Annotated in this window: 18 protein-coding genes and 2 tRNA genes; 15 read left to right on the top strand and 5 right to left on the bottom strand. The window is 70.4% G+C overall.

Features of this window, described 5'->3' with window-relative positions; genetic code table 11:
* Positions 1-316 precede the first annotated feature (316 nt).
* On the bottom strand, positions 317-826 hold the full coding sequence (locus tag ACIBK5_RS24370) for a hypothetical protein (RefSeq protein ID WP_399022369.1): 510 nt from the start codon (positions 824-826) through the stop codon (positions 317-319).
* A gap of 386 nt (positions 827-1212) precedes the next feature.
* Here ACIBK5_RS24370 and ACIBK5_RS24365 point away from each other — a divergent pair, with 386 nt between their 5' ends.
* A complete protein-coding gene (locus tag ACIBK5_RS24365; RefSeq protein ID WP_399022367.1) occupies positions 1213-1425 on the top strand; it encodes a hypothetical protein in 213 nt (70 codons plus the stop codon).
* Between the two features lie 237 nt (positions 1426-1662).
* On the opposite strand, the gene ACIBK5_RS24360 is transcribed toward ACIBK5_RS24365, so the two are convergent.
* Together ACIBK5_RS24360 and ACIBK5_RS24355 are read right to left on the bottom strand one after the other, a co-directional pair.
* Complete coding sequence (locus tag ACIBK5_RS24360) at positions 1663-2256, bottom strand: GNAT family N-acetyltransferase (protein ID WP_399022365.1); 594 nt, start codon at positions 2254-2256, stop codon at positions 1663-1665.
* A gap of 40 nt (positions 2257-2296) precedes the next feature.
* Positions 2297-3055 carry a GntR family transcriptional regulator gene (locus tag ACIBK5_RS24355; RefSeq protein ID WP_399022364.1) on the bottom strand — a complete coding sequence of 253 codons (759 nt, stop codon included), beginning with the start codon at positions 3053-3055 and terminating at the stop codon, positions 2297-2299.
* 426 nt (positions 3056-3481) lie between these two features.
* Here ACIBK5_RS24355 and ACIBK5_RS24350 point away from each other — a divergent pair, with 426 nt between their 5' ends.
* The 12 genes from ACIBK5_RS24350 to ACIBK5_RS24295 all read left to right on the top strand — a co-directional run bounded on the left by ACIBK5_RS24350 (position 3482) and on the right by ACIBK5_RS24295 (position 13517).
* Positions 3482-3751, top strand: coding sequence for a DUF6284 family protein (locus ACIBK5_RS24350; RefSeq protein WP_399022363.1), 270 nt, complete (start codon positions 3482-3484; stop codon positions 3749-3751).
* Positions 3748-4194 carry a Pycsar system effector family protein gene (locus tag ACIBK5_RS24345; RefSeq protein WP_399022362.1) on the top strand — a complete coding sequence of 149 codons (447 nt, stop codon included), beginning with the start codon at positions 3748-3750 and terminating at the stop codon, positions 4192-4194. Before ACIBK5_RS24350 ends, ACIBK5_RS24345 begins: the two co-directional genes overlap by 4 nt.
* A gap of 56 nt (positions 4195-4250) precedes the next feature.
* Entirely contained in the window at positions 4251-5075 is an 825-nt protein-coding gene (locus tag ACIBK5_RS24340; RefSeq protein ID WP_399022465.1) for a protein spdB, read from the top strand.
* Entirely contained in the window at positions 5075-5410 is a 336-nt protein-coding gene (locus ACIBK5_RS24335) for an RRQRL motif-containing zinc-binding protein (RefSeq protein WP_399022360.1), read from the top strand. Before ACIBK5_RS24340 ends, ACIBK5_RS24335 begins: the two co-directional genes overlap by 1 nt.
* 31 nt (positions 5411-5441) lie before the next feature.
* Positions 5442-5999, top strand: a complete 558-nt coding sequence (locus ACIBK5_RS24330) for a hypothetical protein (RefSeq protein WP_399022358.1) — start codon at positions 5442-5444, stop codon at positions 5997-5999.
* A 111-nt stretch (positions 6000-6110) separates the two neighbouring features.
* Positions 6111-8228, top strand: coding sequence for an FtsK/SpoIIIE domain-containing protein (locus ACIBK5_RS24325; protein WP_399022356.1), 2118 nt, complete (start codon positions 6111-6113; stop codon positions 8226-8228).
* A 204-nt stretch (positions 8229-8432) separates the two neighbouring features.
* Positions 8433-8894: a hypothetical protein gene (locus tag ACIBK5_RS24320; protein WP_399022354.1), complete on the top strand. Its 462-nt coding sequence runs from the start codon at positions 8433-8435 to the stop codon at positions 8892-8894.
* A 17-nt stretch (positions 8895-8911) separates the two neighbouring features.
* Positions 8912-9169 carry a hypothetical protein gene (locus tag ACIBK5_RS24315; protein WP_399022352.1) on the top strand — a complete coding sequence of 86 codons (258 nt, stop codon included), beginning with the start codon at positions 8912-8914 and terminating at the stop codon, positions 9167-9169.
* 89 nt (positions 9170-9258) lie between these two features.
* Entirely contained in the window at positions 9259-10116 is an 858-nt protein-coding gene (locus ACIBK5_RS24310) for a bifunctional DNA primase/polymerase (RefSeq protein WP_399022350.1), read from the top strand.
* Positions 10117-10118: 2 nt separating this feature from the next.
* Positions 10119-11597: an ATP-binding protein gene (locus tag ACIBK5_RS24305; protein ID WP_399022348.1), complete on the top strand. Its 1479-nt coding sequence runs from the start codon at positions 10119-10121 to the stop codon at positions 11595-11597.
* Between the two features lie 441 nt (positions 11598-12038).
* Positions 12039-12236 carry a helix-turn-helix domain-containing protein gene (locus ACIBK5_RS24300; RefSeq protein WP_329051791.1) on the top strand — a complete coding sequence of 66 codons (198 nt, stop codon included), beginning with the start codon at positions 12039-12041 and terminating at the stop codon, positions 12234-12236.
* Positions 12237-13517 (top strand): tyrosine-type recombinase/integrase, encoded by a 1281-nt coding sequence (locus tag ACIBK5_RS24295; protein WP_399022346.1) that lies wholly within the window; start codon positions 12237-12239, stop codon positions 13515-13517.
* A gap of 80 nt (positions 13518-13597) precedes the next feature.
* On the opposite strand, the gene ACIBK5_RS24290 is transcribed toward ACIBK5_RS24295, so the two are convergent.
* Positions 13598-13670: transfer RNA gene (locus ACIBK5_RS24290), tRNA-Arg, on the bottom strand.
* Positions 13671-13854: 184 nt separating this feature from the next.
* Positions 13855-13945 (bottom strand) — tRNA-Ser (locus ACIBK5_RS24285).
* Positions 13946-14108: 163 nt separating this feature from the next.
* Here ACIBK5_RS24285 and ACIBK5_RS24280 point away from each other — a divergent pair.
* Entirely contained in the window at positions 14109-14624 is a 516-nt protein-coding gene (locus ACIBK5_RS24280; protein ID WP_399022344.1) for an SSI family serine proteinase inhibitor, read from the top strand.
* Between the two features lie 381 nt (positions 14625-15005).
* A complete protein-coding gene (locus tag ACIBK5_RS24275) occupies positions 15006-19694 on the top strand; it encodes a PAS domain-containing protein (protein ID WP_399022342.1) in 4689 nt (1562 codons plus the stop codon).
* The last annotated feature ends 43 nt before the right edge of the window (positions 19695-19737 follow it).

The raw sequence follows: 19737 nt of genomic DNA, 5'->3' as shown, positions 1-19737 counted from the left end.
CCATCGCTGTGTGCCCGTGTACGCGGCTGTTGATGTCAGGCGTTGATGTCAGGCTGTCGTCCGTCGTCACTGGTCACGACGCTGTCGCCTCCGCCTGTCGATCTCGCGCCGACGGCGAGCACGTTGCCGCTGCCATTCTTGCAGCAGCTCTTTCCTGTGCTCGGACTTCTGAGGCCACACAGCCCGCGCAACAGTCCGGATCCCGAAGACGAGCAGCCCAAAAAAGCCGAGAAGCAGTACGGCACCCCACGGGGTACCGTCCGGAAGCTGGAACACGATGTTGAACCTTCCGACCTGGAAGCGGTCGGCGGGTAGATCAGGCAGCTAGTACGGCGCTCCCTAGCGCGCTGCGGTGATGCCCGCCCCGGTAAGTAAGCACGGGGAAGGGGGAGTTGGGGCCACGCGGTGCAATCTGCGGTGCTGCATCGATTGGCGGGGGCTTCCAAAAGACCGCCAAGCCTGCATCAGCATGACTCATCAAGAGCGAAAGCAGAAGCCACACAGCGCTCACCAAAAAGCGCAGCAGACACAAGATTAGGTCTGCCAAAGCGGCGAGATATTCGCGCACCGCAGCGCGTTTTTCGCCTTGCGTGGCAGCATTCCTTAGCTCTTCACCAGCAGCGAGGAGCCTGTTGCGAACTTTGTATTGGGCGAAGTCCAGAAGAGCGTAGTTAAAGGACTTGCCGGACCCCGCAGACATGTTGATCAGGAAGTCGAGGTCTTCAGTCCCAGCCTCTAGGGCCCGGACGAACTTAGTTGCGTGCCTGTAAGAGCCCGGCGCAATGATCAGCGCGTGTCGTCTTTCAGGCAGCTCTTCGTGACTCACGGTCACCTCCCCTCAGACTCTGCGCGGCCGAGTCTAGCGCCATGGCCGGGAAGATCTGGCGGGAGTCTGAAGGCGTCAACGCGGTGCATTGCACGGCCGAGTGTCGACCATGACAGCCGGCCCCAGCCATCGCATGCGGCATGCTCGTTGGGTGTCAGTGCCGCCTGCTAACATCGCCTCATCAGATGCCCGACGACGCGACGGGCGCTGTACGGACCGGAAGAAGCGGGGCCCCTTAGGCGGCCAACGCCCCCACCGTCGCTAGACCACTGCTTCGAGACTGAGCGTCACAGATCTCAGGCCAAACACCCATACATGGGTGGTTGGGCTGAGTTTTGTCTTTTTCGGTCCAACCACCCTTCCCTAACCTGGAAGGGGACCGATCGTTGAACAGCCAGTCGACGCCATCGAGTACCAGCCTCAGGGCGCTGTACCTGATCATTGCTGCGTCAGTATCGATGGTTATCGCGCTCGTGGCAGGCATCCTGGTCTGCTTCACTGGCAAGTCGGTTGTGGACGCCATTCTCTACGGTGGCGGGGTCTTCGTTGCCTTCATGACGCTGTCGATCGCCATGATCACTGTGCTAAGCATGCCGTGACCGATGGTGGAAGCCAGCGAAAGCGAAATCGTCGCAGGAGACTACGATGACCCGCACTCCTCCGTGCAGGTCATCGGTATGCCCAAGCGATCAACTGATGGACGGGCTGTAGCGCAGAAACCAACCGCGGCTGGGCCGGTGGACGGTGACCTACAAGTCGGCAAGTTGGACCAGGCGGTCACCGTCGTACATGTGCCTAGCGCGGATCGCAGTCTTATCCCTGCGTGGCTGTTGATGTCAGGGAGCCGTTCCGTCCCCGCTGGTCAGACCGCCAGTAGAGGCTGCGTCCATCCGCTGGTGTGGCACTTCGACAACCGCCGTCGCATCACCGTCGGGTCCCACCGGCAAGAGATCATCGGGCAACGCCACCTCACCGGCCCGACGTTGGGCGAGCCACCCGGAGCGCCTGTGGGACGGGGCCTCAGTGCGGACGTGCTGGAACCCCAGCCGTTCGTAGTAGTCGTGCAGCCCGGTGTTCGTCCGCCAAGTGTCGATGCGCACCCAGGTTCGTCCTTCAAGGGCAGCAAGGCGGGACATCCAGTCGATGAGCCGCGTACCGAGCTGTCGTCCCGACGCTGCACGGGCAACGATCAGCTTGTAGAGGTAGAGCGCTGTTTCGGGGCGGTCGGCATCGGTCCAGAAGTCCCGGTCGACGGGACCACGGCTGACAGTGGCGAGCACTTCGTCGCGCTCGCCAACAACGACCCATGCGCGCCCCTCATCTATGCTCGCGCGCCATTTGGAGATGGCACGTTCGCCGGTCTCCGGGTCGCTCCACTGGTCAGTGCCCTTGGTCCGCAGCCACCCTTCGGCCTCAGCGCGCAGGGCCATGAGGGCGGGTACGTCCTCCGCTGCGGCAGGGCGGAGGTACTCAGTCCGTGCTGACTTCATAAAGGATCTTGTGCCTGTCTCCGGGAAGGATGGTGACCATGCAGCGGAGGGGACGGCCGTCCGCGTCGTAGCCGGTTCGGGTGTGCTCTGCGATGGGTGTTGCCGCAGGAAGAGCAAGTAGTTCGGCCTCCTGGCGAGTCGGCATGCGGACGGAAATCTCATCCCGGTACTTGGCCTGCACAAGCCCGACGGAGGCCAGCACGCCGCCGGGTGCGGAGACGTCGCGCGGCTCCATCAACGGCGTGCCGCTCACAAGATCTTGAGGAAAGTACGAGTCGGCGAGGGCATAGGGCCGGTTGTCTATGTACCGGACGCGCTTGCGCGCAACGGCGAGACCGTCCGGGGGGAGTTCCAGGCACTCGCGGACGTGGGCCGGCGGCTCCACAATCGACACCGTGATGTCTTGGCGGGGGGCGTTGCCGTCCTCGGAAACGGCGCTGGCCCACTGGTCACCGGCGGTTCGCCCCTCTACCGCCGTGGCGTGGCGGCTCCGGCTTTCCAACGTCGTCCAGTTCCATACGACCGGCGGATAGTCCTCGCGGACGTACTTCCCCTGACCCTGTCCGGTGACGACTAGGCCTTCCTCGATCAAGACGCGGACGCCGGCGCGGATGGTCTCGCGGCTGTACCCGTACTGGCTCATCATCTTCGATTCGCTGGGGAGTGCCTCACCCCCCGCCAGTTGGCCGGACTGGATCTGTTCGCGCAGGTCATAGGCGATTTCCTGCGCCTTCGTCATACCGCGTCGCACTGGCGATGCATCTCCTCTGCTCCGACTCCTCCGTACAAGTTAGACCAGGGGGCTTGACTCTCCAAGCAGGACTCGTGCAATCTCTTGCTCAGCGGCACTCCTCCAGACAAGGCGGACGGGGTGTCACGTACGGCTCTGCCGTACAGGTACGCCCGGAGGAAAGCCCGCAGGGGTGAGTACGAAGGAAGCGGCCGTTCCTTGAGAACTGAACAGCGTGCCGACTCAGCCGCCTGTACACGGGCGGTCGATGAGTCGAAGTGAGCCCGAGTGCTCACGGTCCTTGACGCCTCTCTTGGGGCGCCGGGGGCCGTGTCTGCTCGGCAGAGCAGACCAACCAACAACGGCGCGCGGCCCCGGTGCTGGAACACCGGGGCCGCTGTTCGGGCCGTTCCTGTCTGAGAGGAACCAGACCCAATGAGCAACATCGTTACTGTTCAGGACGCTGTTACCGCGTTCGGCGACTTCATGGAGCCGACGGATGCGGAGCTGGACGCGATCGAGCAGGAGATGCCCGTCATCCTGGCGGACGTCGAGCTGCTCGACGCGCAGATCATCACGCTGGACCGCATCCCGACCGAGTTGGACAACCGGCGCATCTGCCGGGCCCGCCTGCGGGCGCTGACCGCGCGTATCGCCCTGGCCAACCGCACCGCCGCCGCGACGGTTTCCGGGGGTGCCGCATGAGCACCACCACTCGGAGTCTGAAGGACGTGCACGCCGAGGTGAAGGCGGAGATCACGCGGACCGACACCAAGACCGGTCTCCTGCTGGCGTTCGTCGGCGCGGTGCTCGCCGGCGCGTGGTCGGTCGCCCGCGACCTGCCGCTGCCCCTCCCCGCCTTCATCGCCGGCGGTCTCGGGATGGTGCTGCTGGTCGCGGCGGCCGGTCTGCTGCTGCGCTCGACCCGGCCGAACCTGCGGGGCCGGCACGGTTTCCCGCTGTGGGCCACGCTCACCGCCGAGGAGATCACCGACGCCGTCGCGACCGACCTGGCTGCCGACATCGCCGGGCTGTCCCGGCTGGCGGTCGCTAAGTTCACGTGCCTGCGCCGCGCGGTCGACCTGACCTGTGCCGGTGGGGCGCTGCTCATCCTGGCCGCCCTGCTCACGGCGGGGGGTGCGCTGTGAAGGCCGCGAACCTGCTGCGCATCACGCGGGCCAAGACGGTGCTGCCCGCCGTGGCGATGACGGCTGTGTCCATGGTGCTCACCCTCGCCGTGGTCGTCATGTGGCTCGGCCAGGCCATGCCGAAGAGTGTCGCCCTGGTTGTCGGTCTCGGCCTGGACGGTGGGTGGCTGGCCACCCTCGCCTACGAGCGTCGCCTTGCCGCCCAGGGCGACCACAGCACACCAGTAACGGTGGTCGGTTGGGTGTTCGGCGCCGCCGCGACCGGTGTCCTGGTCGCCCACGGGCTCATGGCGGAGAAGGACTCCATCGGGGCCTGGCTCGCCGTGTCCTGGCTGCCGCTTGCGGCGAAAGCGCTGTGGCTGGTCCATGGCCTGTGGGAGCGGACCGCGCTCACCCCGGATGCGCTGGATGCAATCCAGGGCATTCAGCAGGAGGCGCGTGACGAGGCGGCCGTGGCCCGTGCCCGGCTGCGGTCCGACGCTGCCACGGAGGAGACCCGGTTGACGGCCGTGACGCAGGCCGGAGCCCGCGTCGCGCACGTACAGGCCAAGACCGCTGAGGCGCTCGCCGAGGCGTGGTCGACGCTGGAGAAGGCACGCCAGGGTGAGGACACGTCCAGGGCGCTGACCAGCGTGACGAGCCGCGTCACGCCCGACGTCACACCCCGCTGGGAACTGCCCGTCTGGGGGCCCTCGGAGGCGGTTCCCGCGCTGGAGTCGGGACCCGCCCTGACCGACGAGGCGCTTGACGTTCTGGTCGACGAGATCCGTCACAGTGAGGTCCCGTCCCTGTCCTACCGGGAGATGGCTGCCCGTTTCCGCACGGCCGGGCACTCGGCCTCTGAGGTCCGGTTGCGGGCCGCGTGGAAGCGCGTGGCGTGATGGGGGCGCTGCCAGTGTTCCGGTGGCGCCTGGCCCCGGACGGCTACGCCACCCGCCGACAACTCCGGGCACGCGGCTTGCGGCCCGGCGGACAGGACGTGGCCGCTCAACTCGAACGTCCACGCCGCCGCCGAGGGCCGCTGGTCGCCTACCTCTACCGCGTCGACGACGCCAAGCCCGTGCGCCCGATGACGCCGGCGCGGTGGGCGGCCCTGGCCAAGGCCAACACCGCCCGCCGCACCTGCCCGTCCTGCCAGCTCGATGCGGGCTACGTCATCCCGCCCTCGCTCGGCATGTGCGTTTCCTGCGCCTACCCCGACGAGTGTGCCGCCTGACCTGCGTGAATTCCTGAGACGGAGACAGTTCGTGAAGACCACTGTGGGCACGCACAAGCTGCCCGGCTATGGCTCCACTCTGCGCACCTCCAAGCGGCTGACCGAGCAGGCCGTCAAGCTCGTGAGCCGATCGGTGTCCGGCCGTATGCCGGACGTGGAAGTCGTCCTGACCAACGAGCGCGGCATGGCCGAGTTGATGGTCGCCGCTGACATCGCCCTGGCCGGCAACCCTGACCGCCGCGCCCTCAACCGCGCCACACGGGAGGCCAAGCGGACCGCCCGCGAGATTCAGGGAGCGGCGATCCCGCGTCCGGACGGCTCGGCGCTGATTCTGATCAACGCCGACAAGCACCCCACTCCGGCGGACTTCGCGGTGACGCTCGTGCACGAGCTGGTCCACGCCATGCAGTTCAGCCGCAAGGGCGTCCTGGAACGGATCGTGCGCAACACCCGCGCCGAACTCGGCATCGAGCGCCAGTCCCGCCGCCAGGCCCGCGAACACGAGCAGCTGGTGGAGCTGGACGAGAACGAGGCGCACAGCCGCGAGTACCTCGCCGACAAGCTCGTTCCCGGCGCCCGCGCCGCCTGACGCACCCCGCACTGCTGTCCGGGGGCGGCCCCTTATCTGCCAGGACCAGGCCGCCCCCGGTGCCTCCCTCAACTCCCGCCCCGCATCGGGGCAGTCAGGAGACCCCCCAGCATGTCCGACAACGTCGTACGCCTCCACAAAGACCCCGAACCCCCTGCTCAGGACGCGCCGGTGACCACGCTCACCGTGGTGTCCGACGCTCCCGCCCCGGCCCCGGTGCCGTTGTGGGTGCGCTCCGGGCGGGCCGTCAAGCGCGTCGCCACCGACGAGCGCACCACGACCGCCCTGCGCGGCGTGGCCCGCCATGGGATGTACACGTTCAACGGGGGCCGGATCGTGGCCCGCCGTACCTGGGACGGCCGTACCGGCTCCCGCTACGAGCGCATGATCCGTGCTGCTGAAGCCGCGGGGAACCACGAGCTCGCGGAAGAGTGGGAAGAGCGTCTCCAGCGCTTCCGGGAGGCCCGGCACCGGCGCCGCATGGACCTGCTCACCTCGCCCGTCGACGTGGCCAAGGGCGCGGCCATCGGCACCGGGATGAGCATCGGAACCCTGGTCGCCCTCGGCATTGTGATGGCGCTGAACACCAAGGACGTGGCCGACGTCATCACGCCGCTGACTGCGGTGATCGAGTTCATCGGCCTGCTCATCACCATCGTTCAGGTCGTGTGGCCCTACGCCGTCACCCTCGGGCCGCTGTTCGCCCTGCTCGCCTTGTGGTCGGTCGGCCGCAAGCAGCAGGCCGCCCCGAACTGGGCCCTCCCGGAGAACGTCCGCAACGGCGAGGGTGAACCGATTACCCCGTCCATCGTCGTCAAGGCCCTGCGCGACCTGGGGATCCCGGCGATGCGCAACGCCATCAAGGAGATGGGCGACGCCGGCGCCTCCATGCTCGGCCCGATCCGGATCGCAGGATGCGGCGTCGAGGTCGACGTCACGCTCCCCTCGGGTGTGTCGACGGTGGAAGTGCAGCAGCGGCGCCGCAAGCTCGCCGAGAACCTCACCCGGCACGAGCACGAAGTGTTCATCACCATCCCCCAGGCCGCCCGCACGGTCCGCCTTTGGGTCGCCGACTCCGGGGCGCTGGACGAGCCGATCGGCCCGTCCCCGCTGGTCACCGACGAGACCATGACCGCCGACTACACCAAGGGCCGCGCCCCCTGGGGCCAGGACCTCCGGGGCGACGCCGCCGCGCTGAGCCTGTACCAGCGCCACCTGCTCATCACCGGCCTGTCCAACCAGGGCAAGACCGTCGCCCTCAGGTCGCTCGCCTTGTGGCTGTCGCTGGACAAGTCGGTGCAGTTCCTCATGGGCGACCTCAAGGGCGTGGGCGACTGGGCCATGTTCGACGGCCTGGCCACCACCCTCATCCAGGGCCCGACGGATGAGCACGTGATCCAGGTGGTTGAGATGGTCGAGGGCGCCGTGGATGAGATGAACCGGCGTATCCAGGCTCCGCCCGGGACGACGTTCCCGCCGCTGATCGTGCTGGTCGACGAGGCGCAGGTGGCGTTCATGTGCCCGCTCAAGGACGCCGAGAAGCGGCCGTATGGCGGGGCGAAGGCCAACTCCCGGTACTTCATGGCCGTCCGCAAGATCCACAACCAGGGGCGTGCAGTCAACGTGCTGATGTGGCAGGGCACCCAGGACCCCACCGACCAGAACCTGCCCAAGCTGGTCCGCGAGGGCGCCCACACCCGGGCCTCCCTCGCGCTGGGCACCGAGTCGCAGGCCCGCATGGCGCTGGGAGACAAGGCCGTCGACGGCGGAGCGGCGCCGAACCTGCTGCGTCCGGGCCTGGACCAGGGAACCCTGGTCCTCGCCTCCTCCGGCATCGACATCCCGGCCGGACAGTCGTCCATCACGGTGCGCACGCACTACATCGACGACGACAACGCCGAGGCCATCACCGACCGCGCCAAGGCGATCCGCGACGGCGTCACCACCCTGCACGCCATCGAGCGGGGCGAGGAGCGTGACTCGCTCGCCGACATCGCGAGCGTGCTCGGGGAGTCCTCGCGGGTGCGGACGAAGGACGTACTCACCCGTCTGGCGAACCTGAACCAGGACGCCTACGGCGGCTGGTCGTTCATCGACCTCAAGCGCGTCCTGGACGACGCCGGCGCCGAGCCCTACAAGTCTGACGGCGTCATGGTCGTCGCCCGCGACCGGGTCGCCCGCGCCCTCGCCAACCGCGACGCAGACGGTTCCGCTTCCGTCGACGGATGACAGGGAGCCGACCCCCGACGGGGCAGGGAGGCAGGGAGAACTCCCTAACCGCCTCCCTGACCCGCCTCCCTGTTCCTGACCTGCACGAATGATCAGTCAGGGAGTCAGGGAGGCGCCGCAGGCCAGGCCCCTGAAACCCCCTCCACACGGCACCCCGAAGGGGGTGTCTCCGCCTCCCTGAACCATCGCCGGAAGGGATTCCGTATGTACCCCGAACACTCCGGCCACGTGCCCGTAGAGAGGGCCGTGGAAGTCCACCAGCCCACCCCCATCACCCCCACCGCCGTGACGCCGGCACCGCTCGTTCCCGTGCAGCCCGGCAGCGTTCCGGCCGTGGCGAGCGTGGTCCTGCCCGACGGCCGCGTCGTCACCGGCTACGCCATGAACCCCGTCCAGCCCGAGCCGGTCGCGGCCAAGCCGCCGGTCTCCCGCGCGGCGGTGAACGTCGCCCTCGGGGGCGTCGGGTTCCTCGCCGTGTGCGGCGGCCTGCTGCTGCTCACCACCTTCATCACCGCCCTGACCGCACTCATCACCCAACTCATCACCCTCGCCGCCGTCATCTTCGGCGGCTGGATCGCCGTGCAGGTCTTCAGCGCGGGCGGCTCGGGCGGCAACACCTTCAACATCCGCAAGGCCGTCTTCAAGCGCAACCACTTCAACGGCTGACAGGAGACCAACCACCCATGCTCCGACTCCGCCTTAAGGTCCTCGGCTGCCCCCGCCGGGCCCTGGCCCTGTCCGACACCCCACGCCCTGACTGCCCCGACTGCCAGGGCGTGGGCGGCATCGCGCACGACTATGGCGACCCCGAGACCGGCGAGTACGCCGGCACCCACTGGCAGCCCTGCCTGTGCTGGACGCAGTGGGCCGTGATCCTTCTGCCCCTGCCGCGCTGGCCGCGCCGCACGCCGACCGGCTACAGCGACGAACCGCCCTTCTAGCTACGCCAAGGGCGGCCCCCACATCTCGCCAAAGACCGGGGCCGCCCTTGTCCAACCGTCCTCAACAGACCTGTTGGAGGTCTCCCAGCATGACCCAACCGACCGACATTCGGGGAGAGCACCTGCGGACCGCTCTCTCCCTGGCAGCCTCCGGCATGCCGGTACTGCCGTTACGAGCCAAGGTGCCGTTCGGCAACTGCCGCCGCTGCGCCGACAACGCCTGCGGCGGCCGCCCCAACATGAAGAACGCTGGGCCCTGCACCTGCCCCGGCACCTGCCACGCATGGGCCGCCGCAACCACCGACCCGGACGTCATCCAGTCTGGCGTCTGGCGCCGCGCGTGGGTGCGTGCGACTGCGGTCGCCTACCACCCCGGCGGCGCCGGCCTCACCGTCGTCGACCTCGACGACCCGGCCGCCGTCGCCTGGGCCGGTCGAACCCTGCCGTCCACCCAGACCGTGGTCACCACCCGTGGTGAGCACTGGATCTACCGGGGCACCATGGGTTCTTCCAACGCGGTGCGTCCCGGCGTCGACATCAAGTCGACCATGTCCTACGCACGGTGGCTCGGGCCCGGCACCGGGACGATGACCGCCCTGCCGGACAACGTCCGCGCGCTGGCCGTCAAGGAACCCTCCCCGGTCCGCCCGGCGCCGCATGCGGTCGGCGTGCCCGCCGGGGCCGTGGGCCGGGAGTGCCGTCACCGCACGCCCGCCTATCTGGACCGTGGCATCGCCATGGCGGAGCAGCGCATCACCGAAGCCCGGAGTGCGGTCCACGCCACCGTGTACCGGACGTTCCTCGCCGTGCTGTCCACGCACGGCCGGTGCGGCTGCCTCACCGACGCCCACGTCACGCGGCTGTTCAACGCTGCGCAGGCCAAGGGCGAAACCGTCCGGCACTGCACCGATGCGTGGACCAACGCCCGCACCAGGTTGGGACTGTGACCATGTCCGACGACGACGACAAGACTCCTGCCCGCAAGGTCATCACCGACTACGCACAGGCGCACTTCCGGTACTTCCGCACCGTGGACGGGACCGTGTACGCGCAGCGCACCGGCCACCCCGTGGCCCGCCCGATCCGCTCCCAGGGCACGACCGGCAGCCACCGGCAGGAACTCATGGTCGGCCTCTTCCGCGACGGGGTCGGCGTCTTCAACGGAACCGCCCTCAAGGAGGCGTTGGACTTGATCGAGGCTCTCGCCCTCACCGAGCAGGTACAGCCCACCCACATCCGCGTCGCTCCCGGATTCGACGGAGCCACCTGGCTCGACCTCGGCCGCGACGACGGCCGGTCCGTCCGCATCCACCCCACCGGCTGGGACATCCGCGTCCCCGACCCCGAGGAGGTGTGCTGGCGGCGCACCCAGCTCACCGGGGAACTGCCCCTGCCCGCCAAGGACACCAACGGCAAGGGCATCGACCTGCTGATGCGGCTGTGCAACTTCGCCGACGCCAAGACCGAGGCCCTGGCCATCGCGTGGCTCATCGGCTGCCTCGGGCCGTCCGTACCCGTCCCCGCGCCGTTCCTCACCGGCCCCCAGGGCGCCGGCAAGTCCACCGGCGGCCGGATGCTCGTGCGGATCATCGAGGGCATGACCGGCGACCTACGCAGGGCGCCCAAGGACGAAGAGAACATGATCACGGCGGTCGCGGCCGGGTGGATCACCGCCTTGGACAACCTCTCTCACCTGCCCCCGGACCTGTCCGACCTCATGTGCTGCGTCATCACCGGAGCCGAGAGCATCAAGCGCGCGCTGTTCACCGACGGCGACGTCGTCCGCTCTCGCTACCGGCGGCCCATGCTGCTGACCGGCATCGACGTCGGCGTCATCCGCCCCGACCTCGCCGAGCGACTCCTCACCCTGCGCCTGGAACGCCCCCGGGTGCGGCGCACCGAAGCGGAGCTGTGGGCGGAGTACGCCGAGATCCTGCCCGTCGTCCTCGGCTCCCTGCTCGACCTGACCGTCAAGGTCCGCGCAGTACAGGCCGAGACCCCGACCGATCTGCGCATGGCCGACTTCGCCCACCTGTGCGCCCAGCTCGACACCGCCACCGGCTTCGGGACGCTGGAGGCATACCGGGCCAGTCTGGACGACTTGAACGACGACGTGATCGAGGGTGATCTCCTGGCGCAGACGGTCCTCAAGCACGCCGCCGAACTCACCCCGGGCGAGGAAGAGCGGATGACGTCGGCGGAGTGGCTGCACGCCCTGACTGCCCTCTACAGCGGCGAGGAATGCCGCCCCCTGCCCAAGGGTTGGCCCACCACCGGCAAGGTGCTGTCCGACCGGCTGAGGCGCATCCAGCCCACCCTGGCCGCGCGGGGCGTCCTGGTCGACTGGGGGCGCACCAGCGCTGCCCGCTACATCGAACTCAGCCGCCAGGCCCCGCCCCCGCCGCCCGAGCAGCAGACCGCGTTCTGACCGCCCGGTCAGACAGGCGGACAAGCAAGAGGAGCACGCCACGCCGGGGGTGCTCCTCTTGCTGTTCGGCGGCGGCGCCGCCCTGCACGGGTCGCGCCGCGAAGCGGCCCGTTCTTCAAGCCCTGAGCGGTGACGTAAGACCACAGACACCACCCCTTTCTCTTTCCTAAGTAGGGAAGAGCTGCGTCACTGCGTCACCACGGGCCCGACAGACGGCCGCTGACCTGCGGCGACAGCGGTGACGCAGACGGCGAATCCTGCGTCATCCCGCGTCATCAGCGTCACCCCGTGACGAGCGCCCGTGTCATCGGTGACGCAGGGCCCGCCCCGCTGCGTCACCGGAACCCGCAGGTCAGAAGCCTGATTGACGCAGGTGACGCAATGACGCAGAAATCCCAGCTTCGGACAGCACGGACCACCCCGCCCCCGAGGAGATCTCGCGTGAGCATCGCCGTGCCCCCGGCCCCCCAAGCGCTCAAGGTCCCCGAGGTCATGACCGCGCTGCGCCTCAGCCGCAGCAAGGTCTATGACCTCATCCGCTCCAAGGAGCTCCCGAGCTACACGTCCGGCCGTGCCCGCCGCATCCCGGCGGAGGCCGTCAGCGAGTACATGCAGAACCGACTTGAAGAGAGCGACTGAATGGCCAAGCGCGCCAACGGTGAAGGAACGATCAGCAAGCGTGCGGACGGCCGGTATCACGCCGCCGCCTACGTCTACCGCCCCGACGGAACCCGCACCCGGAAGTTCGTCTACGGCAAGACCCGCAAGGAAGTCGCCGACAAACTCACGGAGTTGCAGGAGAAGACCCGCCAGGGCATCCCGGCCGCAGAGTCCACCATGGCGTTCGGCGACTACCTCACGTACTGGCTCGCCACCATCGCCCCGCAGCGACTCAAGCCGTCCACCCTCAACAGCTATGAGGGCCTGACCCGCCTGTACATCCGCCCCGCCCTCGGCAAGAAGCGGCTGAACCGGTTGTCGCCGGCGGACGTGCGCCGGTTCCTCGCGGAGTTCAAGGACTCGTGCCTCTGCTGCCTGCGGGGTGCGGACAGGGAGCGCCCAGAGGAGAAGCGCTCGTGCTGCGCCGTGGGCCGCTGCTGCGAGCGCCGCCCGGCGGCCCGGACGGTCCAGTACATCCACGCCGTCCTCCGGTCCTCCCTCCAGCAGGCGATCCGAGAGGAACTGATCGCCCGGAACGTCGCCCGAATCGTGGAGACCCCCACCGTCACTCGCAAGGAGGTGCGTCCGCTGGACGCCGCCGAAGCCCGCCTCATGCTCAAGACCGCCCGTTCCCACCGCCTCTACGCCCTGTGGCTGCTGCTGGTATCGACGGGCCTGCGGCGGGGTGAGGCGCTCGCACTCACGTGGTCGGATGTCGACCTCGCGAATGGCCAGCTCCGTGTCCGCCGGAACGTACAGCGCATCCGGCGAGAGCTGATCTTCGGCAGCCCCAAGACCACACGATCCATTCGTACGGTGTCCCTCCCGAAGCACTGCGTGCGTGCGCTCGCCCAGCACCGGGCCCAGCAGGAGCGGGAACGCAAGGTCGCGGGGAAGAAGTGGCAGCCTGCACCAGGGCAACCCGACGGGCTGATCTTCACCACGATCACCGGTCGCGTCACGGACCCGCGCAGCCTGAACCGGATGCTCACCATCCTCTGCCGGGACGCCGGCGTGCGACGCGTGCGAGTGCACGACCTCCGGCACACCTGCGCCTCTCTCCTGCTCGCTCAGGGCGTGGATGCTCGCACGATCATGGAGACGCTGGGCCACAGCACGATCACGATGACGCTCGACACATACGCGCACGTCATGAACACGACGCTCAAGGCCGCCGCCGATCGGATGGACGACGCCCTTGGACTGGACGAGTCGGAAGAGGAATCAGACGGCGGGCAGGAGTCGACCGCTGAGGAGTGATCGGCGTTTCCGGCCGCGTTGATGTCAGCGGTTGATGTCAAAGGCCCCCTGGGATGATCCCAGGGGGCCTTTGACCTGTGTGCACTCGGCAGGATTCGAACCTGCAACCTTCTGATCCGTAGTCAGATGCTCTATCCGTTAAGCTACGAGTGCTTGTTCTGTTTTATCGCCGCTCTCGGGCCTTCCGGCTCGCTCGCGGCGACAGGAAGAACATTACATGACTGCCGCCGCCATGTGAAATCCGTTTGCCGTACCGCTTGTGAGCTGGGGAAACGGCTGTTCCGGCCAGTACGACAGCGAAGCCCCGGTCGGGTGACCGGGGCTTCGTGATCAGGTGCGGAGGCGGAGGGATTTGAACCCTCGATGGGATTTAAGTCCCAAACCGCATTAGCAGTGCGGCGCCATAGACCGGACTAGGCGACGCCTCCACGCAACATCCTCGCGCGAGCGCGAGTCGGTGCTTGCCGATGATGACACAGTCGAGCGCCGTGTCACCAATCGCCCCCCACGGTACTAGGCAGGAAGGTCGCAGGGCAAAAGCCTTCTCGGGCTGTCGCGCAACGTCCCGGGGCGCGCCGCGTTAGTCAGGGCATGTCGACTGCCATTTCACGGGCCGCCGCCCGAACCGCGCCCCGGACCACCCCCCGCCCCGGCCTGCGGCGCCTCGCCCTCGGTGCCGCCGCCTCCGTCGCCGCCCTCGGGTCACTGGCCGCGGTGTCCCCGGCCGCGTATGCCCAGGCCGGGCCGGGCGAGGGCAAGAGCAAGGAACGGGATCACCTCACCGTCACCGTGCGCAACGCCGGTAACGGGGTCGACGGGACCTTCGAGTTGTACTGCGGACCCGACGGCGGCAGCCATCCCGACCCGCGCGGCGCCTGTGCCGCCCTGGAGCGGGACACGCGGTGGGGGCAGGAGGCCTTCGCTCCCGCTCCGAAGGGCGGCTTCTGCACCATGCAGTACGGCGGGCCGGCCACCGCGCACGTCACCGGCACCTGGGCCGGGCGCCCCGTCGACGCCACGTACGACCGCCGCGACGGCTGCCAGATCTCCCGCTGGGACCGGCTCGTGCCGCTCCTGCCGGACATGGGGGCCGGGCGGAGCGCCTGAGTCCCCGAGTCGGCTCCGGCGCCGGCTCTCCCCGCGTCGGCTCCGGCGGCGGCTCTCCCCGGGTCGGCTCCGTCACGTCCCTCCCCACCTCGTCCGGATTTCGCCCCTCCCTGTCCTCCATCTCGCCGGTCCGGCCAAAAGGTACAGAAACACCGTCGTCGTAAAGGTCCCGCGAAGGTCCCGCGACGTCGTCGCAGGAGGGCGGGCGTTTCACGGTTACTCGGTCGTCAGTTCGGGGTCACTTGCTCGTGCGACCTCCCTCTCATCCGGCGTCGCGAGCGCAACCGCAGCCCTTAGACTCCCTCGCGTGACACGCTGCGGGACGGTTGGCAAGATGGCCCGAGCGGTCGGCAAGGTGCGGTAACAGGGAGGAAGCGTCTCGTGAGCAGCAGGCCATCCCGAGGCGCTGCTCGCCTCGCAGCCATACTGGATGCGCTCCCCGACGCGTTGGTGCTGGTCAATGCCAACGGGACGGTCGTCAACGCCAACACCATCGCCCTGGAGGCCTTCGAGACCCCGGGCACCGCTCTGGTGGGGCGCGGGCTGCTCGATCTGCTGCCGCAGTTCGACTCCAAGCTCATCCCCGGCTCCATGCGACGGCCGGAGCACCTCGATCCGCAGGCCCGGACCAAGCCGACCCGGATGATCGCGCGCAGGACGGACGGGACCGAGTTCCCCGTCGAGGTCACCAGTGCGAATCTGGAGAACGGGCAGCAGGCCTACGACGGTTACGGCTACAGCGGTGACGAGCTGCTCATGCTCGTCGTGCGGGACCTGACCGGGACCGTCGACACCGAGGCGGAGCTCGCGCGGTCGCAGCGGCAGACCGAGATGATCCTGCGGGCCGCGTCCGAAGGGGTCGTCGGGACCGACACCGACGGGCGGATCGTGCTCGTCAATCCGGCCGCCGCTCAGATACTGGGTTTCCGGGCCAGCGATCTCGGCGGGCGTGAACTGCACGAACTCGTGCTGCACTCACGTGCCGACGGATCGGACTTCCCGTACGAGGAGTCGCCGCTCGCCGACACCCTGCGCTCGGGGCGCAAGCACCGGGTGCGCGGGCAGGTGCTGTACGCCAAGGACGGCGGCAAGGTTCCGGTCGATCTGACGACCGCGCCCGTGCGGGACGGCGACCAGCTCGTCGGCGCCGTGATGACCTTCACCGACCGGCGGCCGTACGACGCCGTCGTCGAGGAGAAGGCAGCGGCCGAGAAGCGTCACGAGGAAGAGCTGGAGAAGGCCGCCGAGGAGCACGCCTCCGAGCTGACAGCGCTGCGCCAGCGGCACGTCACCGAGCTGGAGGAGCTGAACGAGCGGCACGCCGAGGAGATCGGCGCGAACGAGGATCGGTACGCCGCGCTCGGGGAGCGGGAAAAGGACCGGTACGAGGCGCTCGCCGCCCGGCACGAGCAGTTGCTGACCCTGCTGGGGCGGTCGCTTCGCGGGCCGCTCGAGGAACTGCGCCGCGAGCTGGCCGCCCTTGCCTCCGACGACGCCGGGCAGCTGTGGCCCGAGGCCAACCAGGTGCTGCACCACCTGTCCGCGGGCTATTCGCGGATCACGACGCTCATCGACAACGTCCTCGGCTACCAGCGGCTCGACACGGGCAGCGAGAGCGTCGCCCGTACGAAGGTGATGCTGGACGCCGTCGTCGCCGCCGGGGTCGACGGGGCCGTCGAGCTCATCGGGCCCGGGCGGGTGCAGTTCGCCGTGCACGCGCCGCCCATCGAGGCCGAGGTCGATCCCCGGCTGCTCGCCACCGCCCTCGCGCATCTCGTCGCGGACGTGGCGGGGGTCGACGCGACCGGCAACACGCCCCTGTCGGCGGGCGGCTATCTGGACAACACCGTCGTGGTGGCGGCGGCGCAGCGCGGCGAGGTCGTACGCATCGAGGTGCGCGGGCCGTACGCCGGGGGCGACACCGTGCACGAGCCGATCGTGCGGGGCATCGTCCGGGCTCACGGCGGTGTGCTGCAGACGCATGACGTGCCGGGGATGAGCGGGAGCGCGTACGTCCTCGAAGTGCCGATCGGGGGCGGGGCCGGGGCCGTTGCCGCGGATGCCGCCGCCGAGGCGGTCGACGAGGGCCTCGCCGCGGCCTCGGGTGAGCAGACCTCCGGTGGGGGGCGGCGCCGGGCGCGGCGTGCCACCACCGATGCCTTCCTGGACGGGGATGTTCCCGCTGAGGGCGACGAGGCTGACGGTTCCGGTGGGTCCGGTGGGTCCGGGCGGCGCAGGAGGCGGGCCGCCGGGGAACCGGCCGCTCTTCCGGCGCTGGCTTCCGGTGAGGGCGCCGGATCGGGCGGTACCGGGCGGCGGCGCGGGCGTCCTGCCGAGGCCGCCGCCCCGGAGGCCCTCGCTCTCGAGGCCGTCGGAAGTGCCGTCCAGGGTGTCGCCGAGGGGGCCGTCGTCACGGCCGCCGAGCATGCGGCCGGGACCGCCGCCTCGGGTACGGGGCTGGGCGGGACCGTTCCGCCGCAGGGCGTGCCCGACGCCTCCGGACAGCGGGCCCGGCGTGAACCCGGTGAGCAGCGCGCGCTGCGGCCGGCGCTGCCCGCGCCGTCCGGTGACGCCGGCTCCGGTGCGGACGGTGCGGCACCGGGACAGGCCCAGCAGCCGACCGGGCGTCGCCGGCGTGCGCTGGCCGCCGCCAACGAGCGGGCGGCCGCGCAGCAGGCCGCGGGGCCGCGTCCGGTGTTCGCCCTGCCGCCGGCCGAGGCCGATCAGACGACCCCGGACGAACCGGCCCAGGCCCAGGCCCAGGCCCACCAAGGCGTTCAGGCCGGGCAGTCGGGCCAGTCCGGCCAGTCCGGCCACGGGCAGGGGACCGAGGCGGTCGCCGCTTCGGCCGCCGCCGGTGACGGGGTGGCCGCGGAGGGGCGGCACGACGCCGTACCGCACGACCAGTCCGCCGATCACACCCCGCCGCAGCCGCATCCCACGAGTGCGCCTACGGGCCGTCGGCGGCGGGCCGTGGTGCCGCAGCAGGGCGAGGGGGCCCCGGGGCAGGCGCCCGGTGGTGCGGCGGGTGCCGCGCCGGCAGGTTCCGTACCGGGTGCTGCCGTGCCGGGTGCTGCCGTGCCGGGTGCTGCCGTGCCGCATGGTTCCGTGCCCGCGGGGCCCGGGCAGGGCGTTCCCGCGCAGCAGGACGCCGCGGGGCAGGTCCCGCCGGGGCAGGGCGCGCCCGTCCAGGTCGGGGCGGCCGCCGCGCAGGTCGCGCCGAGGGCGGCCGTGCCGCCGCAGGGCAACGCCGTTCAGCCCCAGGGGAACGCTCCGCAGGGCGGCATCCCCCAGCCGCAGGGCGTGTCCGTCCCCGCGCAGGGCGGGCTCGGGCACAGCGTGCAGGCGGCCCTCCCGGGCCAGGCGCTGCAGCCGCCGGCCCAGGGCGCGCAGCCCCTGCCGCAGCAGGGCGTCGCCGCACCGGCGCAGCAGCCCTCCGCCGGGCAGCCGCTCCCCGCCGAGGCCGCCCCCGGGCAGGGCACCCCCGCCCACGGCTCCCCGGCCCACGGCAGCCCGGCCCACGGCAGCCCGGCTCAGGGCGGCACCCCCGCCCCCCGGCCCTGGCCCGCCGCCGACGACAGCACGGGGGCCGGTGTCGCCGCCGTACCCCCGAACGGCGCACCCCCTCAGGCACCGCAGCCGAACACCCCGGCTCCGAACGCCCAGGCCGCGAACACCCCGGCCCCGGGCGCCCCGTTGCCGCCGGAGGGCGCGGCACAGGCACAGGCACAGGCACAGCGGGCGGCTCAGCCGTTGCCCGCTGAGGCCTCGGCGCCGGTCGATCCGAACTCGACGCAGGGGCGGGCGATCAGCGTGCGGACGCTGGGACAGGGCGTGCCGTTCAACCGGCAGGCGGCCCAGGTCCAGCAGCCGGCGGCCCTGTCCGTCCCTCTGCCGACGGCGACGCCTCCCCCGCACCAGCCGGGCGGATCGGGCCGGCGCCGCAAGCTCGGCACACCGCCCGACCCGGCCACGCGTACCGATCAGGCCACCCGTACGGAACCGGCGTCCCGCCCGGACCAGGGACAGCGCCCCGACCAGGCGGCGCGCCCCGAGCAGGCGGCACGTCCGGAGCAGGCCGCGCGTCCGCATCCGACGGCCGAGGCGACGCCCGCGCCGGTCGCCGCACAGGTGCCCGCCCAGGCGTCCGCTCCCGCCCCGGCTCAGCCGTCCCTCGCCGGTCAGTCCCGGCTCACGCAGCTGACCGAGGGCGGCGGCCGGTCGTACGCCATAGGTGCCCCGGACGAGAACGCCGCCGAGGGGCCCGAGCCGCTGGACGGGCCCGGGGGTGCCGTCGAGGTGGCCGATCCACCGCGGCCGCAGCCGATGGACGACGAGTTGCCGCCGGAGCCGCTGGACAACCCGCGGCGGCTGCTGGTCTGGCCCGCGCCGGACGTCAGCACGCAGCAGGCGCTGAGCGACCGCGGTTACCGGCCGGTGATCGTGAACTCGCGTGAGGAAGTCGACGCGCAGATCGCGGCGTTCCCCGCCGCACTGTTCGTCGACCCGCTGACCGGGCCGATCACCCGTACCGCGCTGCAGTCGCTGCGGCAGGCCGCCGTGGCCGCCGAGGTGCCCGTCCTCGTCACGGCCGGGCTCGGGCAGGCCTCGCGGGACGCGGCCTACGGTGCCGATCCGGCCGTGCTGCTGAAGGCGCTGGCGCCGCGCGACAGTGAGCAGCACCCGCCGAGGGTGCTGCTGATCGAGGAGCACGCGGAGATCGCGCTGGCGCTGACGGCGACGCTGGAGCGGCGCGGGATGCAGGTCGCGCGGGCCGCGAGCGACGCGGACGCGGTGACGCTGGCGAGCGACTTCCGGCCGAACCTGGTCGTGATGGACCTGATGCAGGTGCAGCAGCGGCAGGCCGGGTTCGCCGGGATCGTGGACTGGCTGCGCGCGAACGGGCAGCTGAACCGCACCCCGCTCGTCGTCTACACCGCCGCCGTCGACCAGGCCGACCTGCCGCGGCTCGCGTCCGGGGAGACGGTGCTGTTCCTCGCGGAGCGGTCCACGAGCGGCGATGTGCAGACCCGGATCGTCGAGCTGCTGAGCAGGATCGGGACCAACTGAGCCCGGCCGGGACCGGCTGAGCAGGATCGGGACCGGCTGAGAG

It is taken from the genome of Streptomyces sp. NPDC050546 (genome assembly GCF_044457425.1).
In the GTDB taxonomy this organism is placed as follows: domain Bacteria; phylum Actinomycetota; class Actinomycetes; order Streptomycetales; family Streptomycetaceae; genus Streptomyces.
This window is presented reverse-complemented; position numbering and strand designations above follow the sequence as displayed.

What these genes read in the sequence shown, in the direction of transcription:
- ACIBK5_RS24360 (WP_399022365.1), bottom strand. Translation starts at nt 2,256, where the DNA reads ATGGCCCTGCGCGCTGAGGCCGAAGGGTGGCTGCGGACCAAGGGCACT.
- ACIBK5_RS24355 (WP_399022364.1), bottom strand. Translation starts at nt 3,055, where the DNA reads ATGACGAAGGCGCAGGAAATCGCCTATGACCTGCGCGAACAGATCCAG.
- ACIBK5_RS24350 (WP_399022363.1), top strand. Translation starts at nt 3,482, where the DNA reads ATGAGCAACATCGTTACTGTTCAGGACGCTGTTACCGCGTTCGGCGAC.
- ACIBK5_RS24345 (WP_399022362.1), top strand. Translation starts at nt 3,748, where the DNA reads ATGAGCACCACCACTCGGAGTCTGAAGGACGTGCACGCCGAGGTGAAG.
- ACIBK5_RS24340 (WP_399022465.1), top strand. Translation starts at nt 4,251, where the DNA reads ATGACGGCTGTGTCCATGGTGCTCACCCTCGCCGTGGTCGTCATGTGG.
- ACIBK5_RS24335 (WP_399022360.1), top strand. Translation starts at nt 5,075, where the DNA reads ATGGGGGCGCTGCCAGTGTTCCGGTGGCGCCTGGCCCCGGACGGCTAC.
- ACIBK5_RS24325 (WP_399022356.1), top strand. Translation starts at nt 6,111, where the DNA reads ATGTCCGACAACGTCGTACGCCTCCACAAAGACCCCGAACCCCCTGCT.
- ACIBK5_RS24320 (WP_399022354.1), top strand. Translation starts at nt 8,433, where the DNA reads ATGTACCCCGAACACTCCGGCCACGTGCCCGTAGAGAGGGCCGTGGAA.
- ACIBK5_RS24315 (WP_399022352.1), top strand. Translation starts at nt 8,912, where the DNA reads ATGCTCCGACTCCGCCTTAAGGTCCTCGGCTGCCCCCGCCGGGCCCTG.
- ACIBK5_RS24310 (WP_399022350.1), top strand. Translation starts at nt 9,259, where the DNA reads ATGACCCAACCGACCGACATTCGGGGAGAGCACCTGCGGACCGCTCTC.
- ACIBK5_RS24305 (WP_399022348.1), top strand. Translation starts at nt 10,119, where the DNA reads ATGTCCGACGACGACGACAAGACTCCTGCCCGCAAGGTCATCACCGAC.
- ACIBK5_RS24295 (WP_399022346.1), top strand. Translation starts at nt 12,237, where the DNA reads ATGGCCAAGCGCGCCAACGGTGAAGGAACGATCAGCAAGCGTGCGGAC.
- ACIBK5_RS24280 (WP_399022344.1), top strand. Translation starts at nt 14,109, where the DNA reads ATGTCGACTGCCATTTCACGGGCCGCCGCCCGAACCGCGCCCCGGACC.